This window comes from Curtobacterium sp. MCLR17_040, assembly GCF_003234735.1.
Lineage (GTDB): Bacteria > Actinomycetota > Actinomycetes > Actinomycetales > Microbacteriaceae > Curtobacterium > Curtobacterium flaccumfaciens.
Window position 1 is genome coordinate 13,766 of record NZ_QKTE01000032.1, and the last position, 15,196, is coordinate 28,961.

The window sequence follows — 15,196 nt, forward strand, 5'->3', positions numbered from 1 at the left end:
AGACCCACGGTAGCACCGGAGCAGCGGGCTGGCGCAAGCGTGTGACGCGGGACTGCCCGCTGCTTCCGAACGGGGCGCCGAGTGGTCGAGACATGCCGCGGGCCGGTCGCCGAGTGGTCACGTTGTGTCGCCCGGGCCGCGTCCAGACGACGGTTCGTGACACCTCGGCGGACGTGAGCGGCGTGGCGGGGCCGGGCAGGGCACGTCGGCGCGACCCCACGACGGACGGGAGGCCCGGTGCCAGCTGGCACCGGGCCTCCCGTGTCGTCGCGTGGTGCGACCACGGCGACGGGTCAGTCGACCGCGAGCGCCTCGGTCGGCGGGACGCGCATCGCGCGCCGCACCGGGGCGATGGTGGCGACGACCGCCAGGACCAGCGCGCCGATCACCACGATGCCGATGGTCAGCGGCGGCAGCACCGGTGCCACGGGCGTCCCGAGCGAGCCGAGCAGCGTCTGCCCGCCGACCCAGCCGTACAGCGTGCCGAGTGCGAGCCCCGCGACGACGGCCGCGACGACCATCTGCACGGCCTCGGTCACGATCATCCGTCGGACCTGTGCACCGGTCAGGCCGAGCACCCGCAGCAGCCCGAGTTCGCGTCGACGCTGGAGCACCCCGAGCGCCAGGGCGTTCACGACCCCGACGGCGGCGATCACGGCGGAGAACCCGACGACCACGCTGACGACGGCGTTGATCTGCACGAAGAGGTCGCGCTGCGCCTCGATCATCTGCGGGGTGGCGCTCCCCGCGCTCATGGCGCGCATCTCGGTCTCGAGCACGTGCTGCATGATGCCGAGCGCGACCGCGAAGGTGACGAGCAGGGTGACGCCGATGACGAGCCCGATGGTCGCCCGCGAGGACCGTCCCGGCGCCCGCATCGCGTTCCGTCCGGCGAGCAGGACGACGGGGTCGTGCGAGCCGATGCGACCGATCAGCTGCAGCACGGGCGGCATCACGATCGTCGCCCCCACGGCGACCCCCGCGAAGGACACGAACCCGCCGAGCGCCGCCGGCAGGACCGCGACCGGGGACAGCGAGCTCACCGCGAGTCCGAGCAGCATCAGCACCGCGCCGCCGGCCATGAGCACGATCGACCAGGCCTTGCGGGCCGTACCGGACCGGACGTCGTCGTGGCTCGGCTCGACGGACGACGACAGCGCTTCGAGCGGGGTGACGGTGAGCACGCGGCGCGACCCGGCAGCGAAGGCCCCCCAGGTGGCGAGGACGACGGCCACGACCGGCAGGACGAGCTCCCACGGCACGTACGTGTACTCGGCGTCGGGCAGGACCCCGTTGCCCCGCAGGACGATGACGAACAGGGCCGAGAGCGCGGTCCCCACGACGGCGCCGACGGCCCCGCCGAGCACGCCGACCACCAGGCCGGTGCGGGTGATCCGCGCCCGCAGGGTCGCACCGGTCGCGCCGACCAGCCGCTGCAGGGCGATGATGCGGGTCTGTCCGGCGATCAGGGTGGCGCAGGTGTTCGCGGTGACGATCGCGCCGACGTAGAGCGCGATGCCGAGGAACAGCCACCCGACCACCGACAGGATCGCCTTGATCGGGCCGAGGTCGGCGACCCCGGCGGCTCGGAGCGCCTCGGTCACGATCCCCGGTGCGATGACGAGGGCGGAACCGAACGTGGTGCCGAGGGCGGCGACCAGGACGGTGGGGGCGAAGGAGCGGACGCCGTTCACGCTGCTGCCTCCATCCCGAGCATCGTCGTGGAGATCGCGCCGGCGTCCATCGCGGGGCGGTCGGCGACGATCCGGCCGTCGGCCAGGAACAGGATGCGGTCGGCGTTCGCGGCTGCCACCGGGTCGTGCGTGACCATGACGACGCTCTGCCCCCACTCCTGGACGGCACCGCGGAGGATCGCGAGCACGTCGCGCCCCGTGCGGGAGTCGAGCGCGCCGGTCGGTTCGTCGGCGACGACCACCGCCGGCCGCGAAGCGAGCGCCCGTGCGATTGCGACGCGCTGCTGCTGCCCGCCGGAGAGCTGGTGCGGACGATGGGTCAGCCGGTTGCCGAGCCCGAGCATCTCGACCAGCCGGTCGATCCAGGCGGTCTCCTCGTGCGAGGGCTTGTGCCCACCGAGCAGGAACGGCAGCCGGATGTTCTCGCTGACGTCGAGCGTCGGGACGAGGTTGAACGACTGGAACACGAAGCCCAGCCGACGACGACGCAGCTCGGTGAGGTCCTTGTCGCCCAGGGCCGTGATGTCGACGCCGTCGATCTGGATCCGACCGGTGGACACGGCGTCGAGGCCGGCCGCGACGTGCATGAGCGTCGACTTGCCGGACCCGGACGGGCCCATCACCGCGGTGAACTCCCCCGCGCCGATGTCGACGCTGACGTCGTCGAGCGCGGTCACACGTCGGGCGTCGTCGCCGTAGTGCTTGGACACGTGGTCGAGGCGGATGATCGGGGCGTGGCTCGTGGTCATGCATCCACGATGACGGTCAGCGGTCCTGTCCCGCGTCGCCCGGTCGACTCCTGTGGATCGTCCGCTCGGCTCGGTTGCCTGTGGAGGGGTCATCCCCGCGGATGACCCGGCCTCAGTCGGCCTTGGTGACGAGCCCGTGTTCGTGGGCGAAGACGACGAGCCGCACCCGGTCGCGGAGTTCGAGCTTCGTCAGGACCCGCGAGATGTGCGTCTTCACGGTCGCCTCACTGACGTACTCGTGCTGGGCGATCTCGCTGTTGCTGAACCCCCGGGCGGCCAGGTCGAAGATCTCGCGCTCACGCGGGGTGAGGTCGGCGAAGGCCGCGGGGACGGCGGCGGCGCGGCCGACCGAGTCGTCGTACCGGCGCAGGAGCTCCCGCGTGGCCGACGCGGCGAACACCGCGGTCCCGGCGTGCACGGTCCGGACCGCCGCGAGCAGGAACTCGGGGTCGGCGTCCTTGAGCACGAAGCCGCTCGCACCGGCGCGGATGGCCTTGGCAGCGGCCTCGTCGAAGTCGAACGTGGTCAGCACGAGGACCTTCGCGCCGTCGGTGCCGGACTGCTCGACGATGTGACCGGTCGCCGTGATGCCGTCCATCACGGGCATCCGGACGTCCATCAGCACCACGTCGGGACGGGTGCGTCGGACGAGTTCGACCCCCTCGGCACCGTCGCCCGCCTCGCCGACGAACCGCAGGTCGGGCTGCGAGTCGATGAGCATCCGGATACCGGTGCGGAACAGCGCCTGGTCGTCGACGAGGGCGACGCGGATCGAGTGCTCGTCGGTCGGGATCGTGGTCATCGGGCGGTGCGCTCCTGCTCGGTCGGGGTGATCCGGCCCCGGGGCATCTGCCCGCTGGCCGGGACGGTCGGCATCCGGACGGCGACCGCGAAGTCGTCCCCTCGGGCCCCGGCGGTCATGGTGCCGCCGGTCATCACGGCGCGCTCGCGCATGCCGACCAGGCCGTGGCCCGTGCCGGGGCCGCGGACACCATCGTCGGCACGTCGGTTCACGACTGCGATCTCGACCGTGTCCGGCCGGTAGGTCAGGGCGGCACGCACCGGGCTGCCGGGCTCTCCGTGCTTGTACGCGTTCGTCAGGCTCTCCTGCACGATCCGGTAGACCGCGAGTTGCGTGGTGGTGGGCAGCCCGGCGGGGTCGCCCTCGCGTTCCACGCGCACGTCGAGCCCGAGCTGCCGCATCTCGTCGACGAGCCGGTCGATGTCGTCGATCTCGGGCGTCGGCGCGGTCCCCTGCTCGTGCCGGAGCGCGCCGAGGAGTTCGCGCACGTCACCGAGGGCTCGCCGGGCCGTGGCCGAGATGGTGCTGAGGGCCTGGTCGGCCACCGCGGGGTCGGCCTTCAGGGCGTACCGGGCACCGTCGGACTGCGCGATGACGACCGCGAGCGAGTGCGCGACGATGTCGTGCATGTCGCGGGCGATCCGCACGCGCTCCTGCTCGACCGCGACGGCCCGGTCGGCCCGCGCGGCGTCACGCTCGGCGAGCAGCTGGGCCTCGCGACTCATGCTCGCCGAACGACGGGTCCGGACCACGAGTCCGGCGAGCCACGGCAGCAGCAGCAGGAGCAGGACGACGGCGAAGAACGACAGGGTGACCTGCAGCGACTCCGGCACCGACGTCGAGGTGGTCTCGTAGGTCAAGCGGTTCCGGTAGTCGTCGAAGCCCATGTACGCCGCCGCCGCCACGGACCCGAGGATCGCCGACACGAGCCCGGCCAGCCGCACGCGGCGGCTGCCGTACGCACTCGTCGTGTACATGACGCCGGCGATGAACGCGTTCGACACGTCCGGCACCTGCAGGGTGACCATCTCGAAGACCGCGAACACCCACGCGACGGCCAGGGCGAGCCCGGGTGACAGGCGCCGGAGTGCCAGGGCGCCGGTCATCCCGACGACGGTGACCACGGACAACGGCCCGTCGAGCCCGCGCCCGCTGGCGACCAGCACGAGGCCGCCGAGCAGCACGGCGATCAGCAGGTCGGTGATGACCTGCGCGCGCAGCATGGGACGGAACACCCGTCCACGGTACGGCGGGCCGCTCGTCCCCGCGTCCCTCGGCCGGATGACCCGGGGTGCGAGCGGCGGACGGTCAGAAGCCGAGGCGTCCGAGCTGCTTCGGGTCACGCTGCCACTCCTTGGCCACCTTCACGCGGATGTTCAGGTAGACGTGCCGGCCCCCGAGCAGCGACTCGATCTCGACGCGGGCCCGCGAACCGACGTCCTTCAGGCGCTCGCCCTTGTGTCCGATGACGATCGCCTTCTGGCTGTCCCGCTCGACGAACAGGTTCGCGAAGATGCGCAGGGGGCCGTCGGCGTCCTCGTCGGCGTCGGGCTCGACGATGTCCTCGATGACCACGGCCAGCGAGTGCGGCAGCTCGTCACGGACGCCCTCGAGCGCAGCCTCGCGGATGAGCTCCCCGATGCGCTCCTCGTCGGTCTCCTCGGTCACCGCGCTCGAGTCGTACAGCTGCGGCGACTCGGGCAGCAGGGCGGTGATCACGCCGAGCAGGTCTTCGAGCTGCATGCCCCGGGTGCCCGAGGTCGGCACCACGGCGTCCCAGTCGCGGAGCTTCGAGACGGCCAGCAGCTGCTCTCCGACGCGGTCCTTGGAGGCGCTGTCGATCTTGGTGACGATCGCGATCTTCTTGGCGCGCGGGTACTGGTCGAGCGTGTCGTTGATGAACCGGTCACCGGGACCGACGGGCTCGTTCGCCGGCACGCAGAACCCGATCACGTCGACGTCGCCGAGCGTGGACTGCACGAGGTCGTTGAGCCGTTCGCCGAGCAGGGTGCGCGGACGGTGGACACCCGGGGTGTCGACGATGATCACCTGGCCGTCGGGCCGGTGCACGATCCCGCGGATGGCGCGCCGGGTGGTCTGCGGCTTCGACGAGGTGATGGCGACCTTCTCACCCACCAGGGCGTTGGTCAGCGTCGACTTGCCGACGTTCGGACGGCCGACGAACGAGACGAAGCCCGCGCGGTAGGGCTTCTCCGAGCCGGCCTGGGTGGTGTCGGGGTCGGTCATGCGTGCGTGGTTCCCGTCGTGGTGGGTTCGGCGTCGTCGAAGGCGTCCTCGACGTCGGCCAGGGCGTGGGTGCGCTCGGCGAGCACGGTGATGAGGTGGCGGCGCTTGCCCTCGACCCGGTCGGCGGTCAGGACGACCCCGGACACGGTGACGGTGTCGCCGGAGACGGCCAGGTGTCCGAGCTCCTTGGTGAGCAGGCCACCGGCGGTGTCGACGTCGTCGTCGTCGAGCTCGATGCCGAACAGGTCGCCGAGCTCGTCGATCGGCAGTCGGGCGGAGATCCGCCAGATGCCCGGTTCGACCTCGGTCCGGTCGACGACGGCGCGGTCGTACTCGTCGGAGATGTCGCCGACGAGTTCTTCGATGAGGTCCTCCATGGTCACGAGCCCGGCGACTCCGCCGTACTCGTCGACCACCAGCACCAGGTGGTTCTTGGCGACCTGCATGTGCCGCAGGGTGTCGTCGGCGTGCTTCGACTCCGGCACGAACTCGGCGGGCCGCAGCAGCCGGCTGACCCGCTCGCTGCGGGACGCCGGTCGTTCGTACAGCGACCGCGCGACGTCGCGCAGGTAGAGCACGCCCCGCACGTCGTCGCTGTCCTTGCCCGTCACTGGCATCCGGGACACTCCGGCGGCCAGGAACTGCTCCATGGCCGCGGCCAGCGTCTCTGCACCGTCGACGGTGAGCATGTCCGTGCGGGGCACCATGACCTCGCGCACCAGGGTGTCGCTGAACTCGAACACCGAGTGGATGAGTTCGCGGTCCTCGTCCTCGAGCACGTTGCTCTCGGTGGCCTCGTCGACGAGCGAGAGCAGCTGCTCCTCGCTCGACACGGTGGAGGCGCTCCGGCCGCGGCCGGGGGTGACCCGGTCGCCGATCCGGACGAGCAGCCCGGCCAGCGGACCGAGCACGATGCGGACCCCACGGACGATGCCGCCGGTCGCACCGATCAGCCGCTCGGCGTGGGCACGTCCGACGCTGCGGGGGCTCGACCCGACCAGCACGAACGACACCGCGGTCATGATCGCGGCCGAGAGCACGAGTGCGAGCCACCAGCTGTCGAAGGCGCGCACGAGGGCGATCGTCACGAGCACCGCGGCCGCGGTCTCGGCGAGGACGCGGAAGAAGTTCAGCGCGTTGACGTGCGCCCCGACGTCGTCCGCGATCGCCTCGATGGCGCGGCGGCGTTTGTTGCCCCTGGCGATCTCCTCGAGGTCGGCACGGGAGACCACCGAGAGCGCGGCGTCGCTCGCGGCGAGGAGCCCGCCGAGCACGACGAGCCCCAGCGCCACCGCGAGGAGTCCGGCGACGACGACCACCGGCTACCGCCCTCGGTGCTGGGCGGCGAAGGCGGTCAGGATCTCGCCCTGGATGCCGAACATCTCGGCCTTCTCGTCGGGCTCGGCGTGGTCGAAGCCGAGCAGGTGCAGGATGCCGTGGCAGGTGAGCAGCAGCATCTCGTCGGTGCTCGAGTGCCCGGCGGTCTTCGCCTGCTCCTCGGCCACCTGCGGGCAGAGCACGATGTCGCCCAGCAGCCCGGCCGGCGTGGGGTCGTCCTCGGTGCCGGGACGCAGCTCGTCCATCGGGAAGCTCAGGACGTCCGTCGGACCGGGCTCGTCCATCCACCGCACGTGCAGCTGCTCCATCGCGCCCTCGTCGACCAGCACGATCGCGAGCTCCGCATCGGCGTGGACGTGCATCGCGTCCAGGGCGAAGGCGGCGAGCCGCTGGATCGCGGCCTCGTCCACCTCGACGCCGGACTCGTTGTTGAGCTCGATGCTCACCGGGTGCCTCCTCGGGCGTCGTTCTGGGGGTACGGGGGTCGTGCGCGGTCCTGCGGCGGGCGCCCACGGCGTTCGGCGCGGTTGGCGCCGTCGGGGTTGCCGACCGGGGCGGTGCCACGGCCACCGGGGCGCTGCCCGGCCTGCTCGGCGAGGCGCTCCTCGTCGTAGACCGTGTAGGCGTCGACGATCCGGCCGACGAGGGTGTGGCGGACCACGTCCTCGCTGCCGAGACGGGCGAAGTGGATGTCCTCGACCTCGTCGAGGATGCGGGTCACGAGCCGGAGACCGGAGACGTTGCCCGGCAGGTCGACCTGGGTGATGTCGCCCGTGATGACCATCTTCGAACCGAACCCGAGGCGGGTCAGGAACATCTTCATCTGCTCGGGCGTGGTGTTCTGCGCCTCGTCGAGCACCACGAAGGAGTCGTTGAGGGTCCGGCCACGCATGTACGCCAGCGGGGCCACCTCGACGGTGCCGGCCGCCAGGAGCTTCGGGACCAGCTCCGGGTCCATCATCTCGTTCAGGGCGTCGTACAGCGGGCGCAGGTACGGGTCGATCTTGTCGGTCAGCGTGCCCGGCAGGAAGCCGAGCCGCTCGCCGGCCTCGACCGCGGGACGGGTGAGGATGATCCGGTTGACCTCGCGCCGCTGCAGCGCCTGCACGGCCTTGGCCATCGCCAGGTACGTCTTGCCAGTACCGGCCGGCCCGATGCCGAACGTGATGGTGTGCTCGTCGATGGCGTCGACGTAGGCACGCTGCCCGTCGGTCTTCGGCCGCACGGACTTGCCGCGGCTCGACACGATCGGGGTGCCGAAGGTGTCGGACGGCTTGCGGTCGTCGTCGAGGATCCGTGCCGACATCGGGATGTCGGCCGGGCCGATCTCCTGCCCACGCCTGACCATGCCGACGAGCTCGTCGACGAGCGCCTTCGCGCGGGCGACGTCGCGCTCCGGCCCGGTCAGCGTGACCTCGTTGCCACGGACGACGACCCGGACGCCCGGGTACTGGCGCTCGACCGTCTTGAGCAGACGGTCCTGGGGGCCGAGCAGCTGCACCATGGCGATGCCGTCGACCTGGAGCGAGACCGAGACGGGCTCGTCGTCGGCGGCGGTGGGCTGTACTGGTTCGTTAACCGGCAAGGGTGCCTTCCTGCAGTTCACCTGCGAGTACGTGCGCGTGCACGTGGAACACGGTCTGACCGGCGGCTTCGCCGGTGTTGAAGACGAGTCGGAACTGGCCGTCGGCGCGCTCGTCGGCGATGCGCTGCGCGGTGGCGACGACGTGGGCCAGCAGGTCGGGGTCGCCCGCTGCGAGTTCGCCGACGTTCACGTACTGCTCGGTCTTGGGGACGACGAGCACGTGGACGGGAGCCTTCGGGGCGATGTCCTCGATCGCGATCACGCGGTCGTCCTCGGCGACGATGGTCGCCGGGATCTCGCGCGCGATGATCTTGGAGAAGACGCTGGGCGTGCTGCTGCTCATGGCTCCATCGTAGGACGCGCCCGACGGCGTGGTCCGGCTCACCAGCGGCCCAGTCGCGCCTGCAGGACAGCGAGCGCCGCCGGTCCGGCGGTGGACGTGCGGAGCACGCTGTCGCCGAGTCGGACCCGCACGGCACCCGCGGCCTCGAGCCGGTCGAGCTCCGCGCCGTCGATGCCGCCTTCGGGGCCGACGACGAGTGCGATGTCCTCGGCCTCCGTCGGGGGTGCCCAGGTGGCGAGTCGCACGGTCGCGGTCGGGTCGAGCAGGACGAGGGCGGTCCCCTCCCCGAGCGCGGACACGAGCTGTCCGGTCGTCACCAGCGGCGCGACGACGGGCACGCGCGGTCGGATCGCCTGCTTCGCGGCCTCGTGCGCGATCGCTGCCCACCGGGCACGGCCCTTCTCGACCTTCGCGCCGTCCCACCGGGAGACGCTGCGCGCGGCTGACCACGGCACGACCCGGTCGACGCCGATCTCGGTCGCCGCCTGCACCGCCATCTCGTCACGGCCGCCCTTCGCCAGGGCCTGCACGAGGGTCAGCGACGGGCGCGGTGCATCCTGGTGCTCGACGGTCTCGACCGCGAGCTCCAGTGTGTCCTTGCCGAGCGTGGTGACCGGCCCGGACACCACGGTGCCCCGACCGTCGGCGATCCGCAGGACCTCACCGACCCGGACGCGCGCGACGGAGACCGCGTGCCGGCCCTCGGCGCCGTCGAGCGACACCGGGTCACCGACGGCGACGCCGTCCAGCGAGTCGACGAGGTACAGCGACGCCATCAGTGGTTGAAGAACCGGTCGCGGAGCTTGCCGAACATGCCCTGCTGGAACCGGGCGAGCTGCGGGGCGGTGGTCTTGTGCGACTTCGCGAGCTGCTCGACCAGCTGCCGTTCCTTGTGGGACAGCTTGGTCGGGGTGACGACCTGCACGCCGACCCGCAGGTCACCGCGGCCGTTCCCGCGCAGCTTCGTGATGCCGCGGTCCTTGATGACGAGGACGTCGGCGCTCTGCACGCCGGGACGGATCTCGAGCTCGACCGGACCGTCGAGGCCGTCGATCGTGGTGGTCGTGCCGAGGACGGCGTCGGTCATGCCGACCTCGAGCGTCGCCAGCAGGTCGTCGCCGTCACGGCTGAAGACGTCGTCGTGGCGTACACGGATCTCGAGGTACAGGTCGCCGGACGGGCCGCCGGCCGGGCCGACCTCACCCTGGCCGGGCATCTGCAGGCGCAGGCCGGAGTCGACGCCGGCGGGGACGTCCACCGGCACGGTGCGACGTGCGCGGACGCGGCCCTGACCCTGGCAGGTCGGGCAGGGGCTCGGGATGACGGTGCCGTACCCGCGGCACGTGCCGCACGGGGCGCTCGTCACGACGTTGCCCAGGAGCGAACGGACCTGGCGCTGGATGTGCCCGGAGCCGCCGCAGATGTCGCACGTGCGCGGGCTGGTGCCCGGTGCGCAGCAGGAACCGTGGCAGGTCTCGCACAGCACCGCCGTGTCGACCTCGACGTCCTTGTGGGTGCCGAAGACGACCTCGTCGAGGTCGACCTCGATGCGGAGCAGGGCGTCCTGACCGCGCTCGGCACGGCTGCGCGGGCCCGAGCCACGGCCGCCGCCACCGCCGCCGCCGAAGAAGGCGTCGAAGATGTCGCTGAAGCCGCCGGCGCCACCGCCGAAGGGGCTGTCGGCCTGCGGGCCGGCGTCGTACCGGCGTCGCTGCTCGGGGTCGCTCAGCACGTCGTACGCGTGCGTCACGTCCTTGAAGCGCTCGGCGGCGTCGGGTGCCGGGTTCACGTCCGGGTGGAGCTCACGCGCCAGGCGGCGGTAGGCCTTCTTGATGTCGGCATCGGAGGCGTCTCGCTGGACGCCGAGGACGTCGTAGTGGTCTGCCACGTATCCCTCAGTCGGTTGGGTTCGGTCGGTTGGTCAGTGTTCGCCCAGGAGCTTGGACAGGTAGCGGGCGACGGCGCGGACGGCGGCCATGTTCGTGCCGTAGTCCATGCGGGTCGGTCCGAGGACGCCCAGTCGGGCCACCTCGCCACCGGCCAGGTAGCCGCCGGCGACGATGCTCGTGGCGTCGAGTCCGTACTCGGCGTTCTCGACGCCGATGCTGGCCGCCACCGCGATGTCGTCCACCTGCATCTCCCCGAACAACCGGAGCAGGGTGACTTGTTCCTCGATCGCTTCGAGCACCGGGAAGAGGCCGCCGGAGAAGTCCTGCTCGCTCTTCGCCAGGTTGGCCGCACCGGCCATCAGCAGGCGGTCCTGCCGGTTCGCCGCGACCTGCTCGATGAGCGTGGCGACGACGACCCCGCCGAGCGTCTGGGCGTCGGGGCGGAGCTGCTGCGGCACGGCTCGGAGCGCGGTCGGGACGTCCTGCAGCAGGAGCCCCACCGTCGCGCCGTTCACCACGGTGCGGAGTTCGCCCAGCGAGTCCTCGTCGAGCGGGACGTCGGTCTCGACCACGCGCTGTTCGACGCGGGCGGTGTCGGTGATGAGCACCACCATCAACCGTGCGTCTCCGAGCCGGACGAGCTCGACGTGCTGCACCCGGGCGCGCACCATCGAGGGGTACTGCACCAGGGCGACCTGGTTGGTGAGCTGGCTGAGCAGCCGGACGGTGCGCCCGAGGACCTCGTCGAGGTCGTTCGGGGCGCCGAGGAAGGTCTCGATGGCGTGCCGCTGCGCGCTGGAGAGCGGACGGGCACCCGCCAGGTGGTCCACGAAGACGCGGTACCCTTTGTCGGTCGGTACCCGGCCGGACGAGGTGTGCGGTGCGGCGATCAGCTGCTCGTCCTCGAGCAGGGCCATGTCGTTGCGGATCGTGGCGGCACTGACCCCGAAGGCGTGCCGCTCGACGATGGTCTTCGACCCGACGGGTTCACGCGACGCCACGTAGTCGCGCACGATGGCTTTGAGGACCTCGAGGCTGCGTTCACTGACCACGAGCGCCTCCTTTCCCGATCGACCTGGCACTCGGACGTGTCGACTGCTGATCCTACGCCCGACCGCTGACGGCCCGGGACTTCCGGGCGGTCGGCCGATACGCTTCCGCCATGACCTACGGACAGCAGCCCGACGGCCCCGGACCCGAGCAGCCCGGCGGCCAGTACGGCCACGGCCCCGGTGGCCCCCAGCAGCCCGGCGGGACCCAGTACCCCGGCGGGCCGCAGTACCCCGCCGGCTACACCCCGCCCCAGCCGATGAGCCCGGAGGACCAGCGCCTGTGGGCCACGCTGACGCACATCGGTGGCATCTTCTTCACCGTCGTCGCGCCGCTCGTCGCCTACCTGGTCCTCCGCGATCGAGGCGGCTTCATCCGGGAGCACACCCGGGTCGCCCTGAACTTCCACATCACGATGGCGATCGCGTACTTCGTCGGTTCGCTCACCTCGGTGTTCGGCGTCGGGTTCCTGATCATCCTCGCCGCTGCGATCGTGTCGCTGATCTTCAGCATCATGGCGGCGGTCGCCGCGAACCAGGGCCAGTTCTACCGCTACCCGCTCTCGATCGAGTTCATCAAGCAGTAGCGGCAGCGGCACGCAGTGCGCACCAAGCAGTGCGCACGCCCCTCAGTCGAGCAGCTCCCGCACCACCGCGTCGGCGAGCAGGCGACCCTGCAGGGTCAGGTCGATCCGTCCCCGCACCGCGGCCGACCCGTCCACGAGTCCGCGTGCGATGAGACCGGCGACCCGGCCACGGGCCTCCTGGCGGATCTCGCTCGTCGCGAGCTCCCCGCGGACCCGCGCCGCCAGCAGCAGTCGCTCGACGTACCGCGTCTCGTCGTCGATGGTCTCGCGGCCGGCGGCCGGCGACTCCCCCGACAGCACCCGGTTCGCGTACGCGGCCGGGTGCTTGACGTTCCACCAGCGCGTGCCGGCGACGGCGGAGTGCGCGCCGGGGCCGACGCCCCACCAGTCGTGGCCCTTCCAGTAGGACAGGTTGTGACGACTCGCGTGCGCGTCGCCGCGCGCCCAGTTCGACACCTCGTACCAGGAGTAGCCAGCGTCGCCGAGCACCTCGTCGGCGAGCTCGTACATGTCGGCGGCCAGGTCGTCGTCGGGGGCGGGGAGCTCGCCGCGGGCGACCATGCGGCCCATCGCGGTGCCGTCCTCGACGATGAGCGAGTACGCCGACACGTGGTCGGGCTCGCAGGCGATCGCGGCGTCGAGCGAGGTCCGCCAGTCGGCGAGAGACTCCCCCGGCGTCGAGTAGATGAGGTCGAGCGAGACGTCCAGTCCCTGCTGCTTCGCGAGGTCGACGACGACGGGGACCCGGAGCGGGTCGTGCGTGCGGTCGAGCGTGGCGAGCACGTGCGGCACGGCGGACTGCATGCCGTAGCTGATCCGGTTGAAGCCGCCGGCCCGCAGGGTCTCGAGCGACGCCGCGTCGACCGAGTCCGGGTTCGCCTCGGTGGTGACCTCGGCCCCGGGCAGGATGCCCCAGGTGTCGTCGATCGCACGGAGGATCATCGCCAGGTCGGACGCCGGCAGCATGGTCGGGGTGCCGCCGCCGAAGAAGACGGTCGACACCGGCCGCCGCGGCACACCGGAACGATCGAGGACGGTCGCGGCCCACTCGATCTCGCGCACGGCGTGCCCGGCGTAGTCGTCGCGACGGACGCCGCGGAGCTCCGACGCCGTGTAGGTGTTGAAGTCGCAGTACCCGCAGCGAACGCGGCAGAACGGCACGTGCACGTACACGCCGAAGGGGACGTCACCGGCGGCGGGAGCAGCCCCCGGCCCGGCAGCGGAGCCCGCTGCCGCCCACGGGGTGATCAGGCCGTCCGCTGGTGCTGGATCGGCGATCGGGAGAGCACTCGGCATGGAGTCCATTGTCCGTCATGATGGGAGCCATGGAGCACCATCCCGTCCCCACCACGGTCCTGTGGGACATCGACGGCACCCTCGTGATGAACGCGTCGTCCCCGGGCAACCTCTACCACCTCGCCCTCGAGCGGGCGGTGGGCCGCGACCTCACCCTGCGGGTCGGGCACCAGCACGGTCGGACCGACGCCGGGCTCATCGCCGAGCACGTGCGCGCCCACGCGTTCGAGGACACCCTGATCCCCTCGGTCAGTCGGCACCTGCACGACCTCACCGCCGAACGGCACGCGTCCGGCGACCACCGCAGCCCGGTCCCCGGTGCGAAGGCGCTCCTGGCCCGGTTCGCCGAACTCGGCTGGCGCAACGGCCTGCTCACCGGCAACTCCGAGTACCGCGCCCGGGTGAAGCTCACCGGCGCCGGGTTCGACGCCGACGTCTTCGACTGGGAGCACTCGTACTTCGGTGACACCGAGGTCGAGCGGGCCGGGGTCACCCTGCGCGCCGCCGCGGAACTGGTCGGCACCCGGGCGGTCATCGTCGGCGACACCCCGCGCGACGGCGAGGCCGCGGACGCCGCGGGCATCCCCTTCCTGGCCGTGGCGACGGGTGTCTACGACGTCGATGCGCTGCGGCACACGAACGCCGTGACCGTCGCACGCGACTGCCAGCAGGACGCCGCCCTCATCGAGGACGCGATCGCCGCGCTCCCACCGCTCCGCTGAGGAGCGGGCTCGGGCGGGAGCGGGCGGGAGCGGGCGGGGTCGCGAGACCGCGACCGCGACCGCGACCGAGCGACCAGTCGCCTAGTCGCCTAGTCGCCCCGCAGCGCCGCCAGGTACTTCTCCGCCATGACCTTCTGCTGCCGCCGCACGAACGGCGCGACGAAGCGCCACTTCCGGCTCGCCGGCTGCGAGAACTGCCGGACCTGCAGCCACACCGAGCCGTCCGGGGTGCGCTCGACGACGAACGACTCCTCGCCGGAGAGCGGGTGCCCCTCGAGCGTCCCGTAGGCAAAGCCCTTGCGGTCGTGCTCGTCGATGATCGACACGACGCGCACCGGTGCCAGCACGGTCTGCCCGAACGCGTGGATCGTCAGCGTCGCGCTCGTGCCCGCTGTCAGCAGCGGGGTGCCGTCGGGCGCGAACTTCTCGACCCGGGGCGTCCCGATGGACGCCGGGGCGATCGGCACACCGTCGTCGTCGAAGGTCACCGGGTTGTACCGGACCTCGTCGTCGTCGGGCTGCTCCTCGACGCGTACACGGACACCGCTGCGCTCCTGGATCTGCCACGTGAGCGCCTGCACGACGGCGGTCTCGAACCGCTGGTCACCGTGTCCGATCCGCGCGCGCGACTCCGCCGGCGTGAAGCCGTCCGGCGGGTAGGTCATGAGGTCCGACGCCTGGGTCGCCCCCACCGCGCCGTACGTCAGGGCGGTCCGGTAGCTCCCGCGGATGCTCATGCCGCCATGTTACTTGGGCGGGCCGCCCCGGATCGAACCGATCCACGCTCACCTCCGTCGGATCGGCCCACCCGCCGTGCACCCCGAACTGGAGGCCCGACAACCGTCCGCCCCGGGGCTATCGTCAGCAGGTGCTGTCTCTTATACACATCTCCGAG

Annotated in this window: 16 protein-coding genes; 2 read left to right on the plus strand and 14 right to left on the minus strand. The window is 71.8% G+C overall.

Features of this window, described 5'->3' with window-relative positions; genetic code table 11:
• Window positions 1–293 precede the first annotated feature (293 nt).
• The 12 genes from DEJ01_RS17600 to hrcA form a co-directional block, all read right to left on the minus strand.
• On the minus strand, window positions 294–1,694 hold the full coding sequence (locus DEJ01_RS17600; RefSeq protein WP_111093752.1) for an ABC transporter permease: 1,401 nt from the start codon (window positions 1,692–1,694) through the stop codon (window positions 294–296).
• Window positions 1,691–2,443, minus strand: coding sequence for an ABC transporter ATP-binding protein (locus tag DEJ01_RS17605; RefSeq protein ID WP_071405701.1), 753 nt, complete (start codon window positions 2,441–2,443; stop codon window positions 1,691–1,693). The genes DEJ01_RS17600 and DEJ01_RS17605 overlap by 4 nt, the downstream gene beginning before the upstream one ends.
• Before the next feature lie 112 nt (window positions 2,444–2,555).
• Window positions 2,556–3,245: a response regulator transcription factor gene (locus DEJ01_RS17610; protein ID WP_035808237.1), complete on the minus strand. Its 690-nt coding sequence runs from the start codon at window positions 3,243–3,245 to the stop codon at window positions 2,556–2,558.
• Window positions 3,242–4,480 (minus strand): sensor histidine kinase, encoded by a 1,239-nt coding sequence (locus DEJ01_RS17615; protein WP_220038710.1) that lies wholly within the window; start codon window positions 4,478–4,480, stop codon window positions 3,242–3,244. Before DEJ01_RS17615 ends, DEJ01_RS17610 begins: the two co-directional genes overlap by 4 nt.
• A gap of 73 nt (window positions 4,481–4,553) precedes the next feature.
• Window positions 4,554–5,492, minus strand: a complete 939-nt coding sequence (era, locus tag DEJ01_RS17620; RefSeq protein WP_111093754.1) for a GTPase Era — start codon at window positions 5,490–5,492, stop codon at window positions 4,554–4,556.
• Window positions 5,489–6,811 carry a hemolysin family protein gene (locus DEJ01_RS17625; RefSeq protein WP_110864648.1) on the minus strand — a complete coding sequence of 441 codons (1,323 nt, stop codon included), beginning with the start codon at window positions 6,809–6,811 and terminating at the stop codon, window positions 5,489–5,491. Before DEJ01_RS17625 ends, era begins: the two co-directional genes overlap by 4 nt.
• Window positions 6,812–6,814: 3 nt before the next feature.
• Window positions 6,815–7,276: an rRNA maturation RNase YbeY gene (gene ybeY, locus DEJ01_RS17630; RefSeq protein ID WP_017886675.1), complete on the minus strand. Its 462-nt coding sequence runs from the start codon at window positions 7,274–7,276 to the stop codon at window positions 6,815–6,817.
• Window positions 7,273–8,415, minus strand: a complete 1,143-nt coding sequence (locus DEJ01_RS17635) for a PhoH family protein (RefSeq protein WP_111047133.1) — start codon at window positions 8,413–8,415, stop codon at window positions 7,273–7,275. The genes ybeY and DEJ01_RS17635 overlap by 4 nt, the downstream gene beginning before the upstream one ends.
• Window positions 8,405–8,758: a histidine triad nucleotide-binding protein gene (locus tag DEJ01_RS17640; protein WP_111093755.1), complete on the minus strand. Its 354-nt coding sequence runs from the start codon at window positions 8,756–8,758 to the stop codon at window positions 8,405–8,407. The genes DEJ01_RS17635 and DEJ01_RS17640 overlap by 11 nt, the downstream gene beginning before the upstream one ends.
• 38 nt (window positions 8,759–8,796) lie before the next feature.
• Window positions 8,797–9,534 carry a 16S rRNA (uracil(1498)-N(3))-methyltransferase gene (locus tag DEJ01_RS17645; protein ID WP_111047134.1) on the minus strand — a complete coding sequence of 246 codons (738 nt, stop codon included), beginning with the start codon at window positions 9,532–9,534 and terminating at the stop codon, window positions 8,797–8,799.
• Window positions 9,534–10,646 carry a molecular chaperone DnaJ gene (gene dnaJ / locus DEJ01_RS17650; protein WP_017886671.1) on the minus strand — a complete coding sequence of 371 codons (1,113 nt, stop codon included), beginning with the start codon at window positions 10,644–10,646 and terminating at the stop codon, window positions 9,534–9,536. Before dnaJ ends, DEJ01_RS17645 begins: the two co-directional genes overlap by 1 nt.
• A gap of 33 nt (window positions 10,647–10,679) precedes the next feature.
• Window positions 10,680–11,699, minus strand: coding sequence for a heat-inducible transcriptional repressor HrcA (gene hrcA / locus DEJ01_RS17655; RefSeq protein WP_027465308.1), 1,020 nt, complete (start codon window positions 11,697–11,699; stop codon window positions 10,680–10,682).
• 110 nt (window positions 11,700–11,809) lie between these two features.
• Here hrcA and DEJ01_RS17660 point away from each other — a divergent pair, with 110 nt between their 5' ends.
• Complete coding sequence (locus DEJ01_RS17660; RefSeq protein WP_309146953.1) at window positions 11,810–12,283, plus strand: DUF4870 domain-containing protein; 474 nt, start codon at window positions 11,810–11,812, stop codon at window positions 12,281–12,283.
• A 42-nt stretch (window positions 12,284–12,325) separates the two neighbouring features.
• On the opposite strand, the gene hemW is transcribed toward DEJ01_RS17660, so the two are convergent.
• Window positions 12,326–13,579 (minus strand): radical SAM family heme chaperone HemW, encoded by a 1,254-nt coding sequence (gene hemW, locus DEJ01_RS17665; RefSeq protein ID WP_111093757.1) that lies wholly within the window; start codon window positions 13,577–13,579, stop codon window positions 12,326–12,328.
• Window positions 13,580–13,608: 29 nt separating this feature from the next.
• Between hemW and DEJ01_RS17670 the strand changes: the two genes are divergently transcribed.
• The gene (locus DEJ01_RS17670; RefSeq protein ID WP_181438084.1) at window positions 13,609–14,301 is read left to right on the plus strand and encodes an HAD family hydrolase; all 693 of its coding nucleotides are present in this window, start codon (window positions 13,609–13,611) and stop codon (window positions 14,299–14,301) included.
• A gap of 89 nt (window positions 14,302–14,390) precedes the next feature.
• Here the strand turns inward: DEJ01_RS17670 and DEJ01_RS17675 are convergent, their stop codons facing one another.
• Window positions 14,391–15,038, minus strand: coding sequence for a DUF1990 family protein (locus tag DEJ01_RS17675; RefSeq protein WP_035808235.1), 648 nt, complete (start codon window positions 15,036–15,038; stop codon window positions 14,391–14,393).
• Between the last annotated feature and the right edge of the window lie 158 nt (window positions 15,039–15,196).

Coding starts and splice junctions, on each gene's coding strand:
- DEJ01_RS17670 (WP_181438084.1), top strand. CDS start 13,609: ATGGAGCACCATCCCGTCCCCACCACGGTCCTGTGGGACATCGACGGC.
- DEJ01_RS17660 (WP_309146953.1), top strand. CDS start 11,810: ATGACCTACGGACAGCAGCCCGACGGCCCCGGACCCGAGCAGCCCGGC.
- hemW (WP_111093757.1), bottom strand. CDS start 13,579: ATGCCGAGTGCTCTCCCGATCGCCGATCCAGCACCAGCGGACGGCCTG.
- DEJ01_RS17605 (WP_071405701.1), bottom strand. CDS start 2,443: ATGACCACGAGCCACGCCCCGATCATCCGCCTCGACCACGTGTCCAAG.
- DEJ01_RS17610 (WP_035808237.1), bottom strand. CDS start 3,245: ATGACCACGATCCCGACCGACGAGCACTCGATCCGCGTCGCCCTCGTC.
- DEJ01_RS17675 (WP_035808235.1), bottom strand. CDS start 15,038: ATGAGCATCCGCGGGAGCTACCGGACCGCCCTGACGTACGGCGCGGTG.
- era (WP_111093754.1), bottom strand. CDS start 5,492: ATGACCGACCCCGACACCACCCAGGCCGGCTCGGAGAAGCCCTACCGC.
- DEJ01_RS17645 (WP_111047134.1), bottom strand. CDS start 9,534: ATGGCGTCGCTGTACCTCGTCGACTCGCTGGACGGCGTCGCCGTCGGT.
- DEJ01_RS17640 (WP_111093755.1), bottom strand. CDS start 8,758: ATGAGCAGCAGCACGCCCAGCGTCTTCTCCAAGATCATCGCGCGCGAG.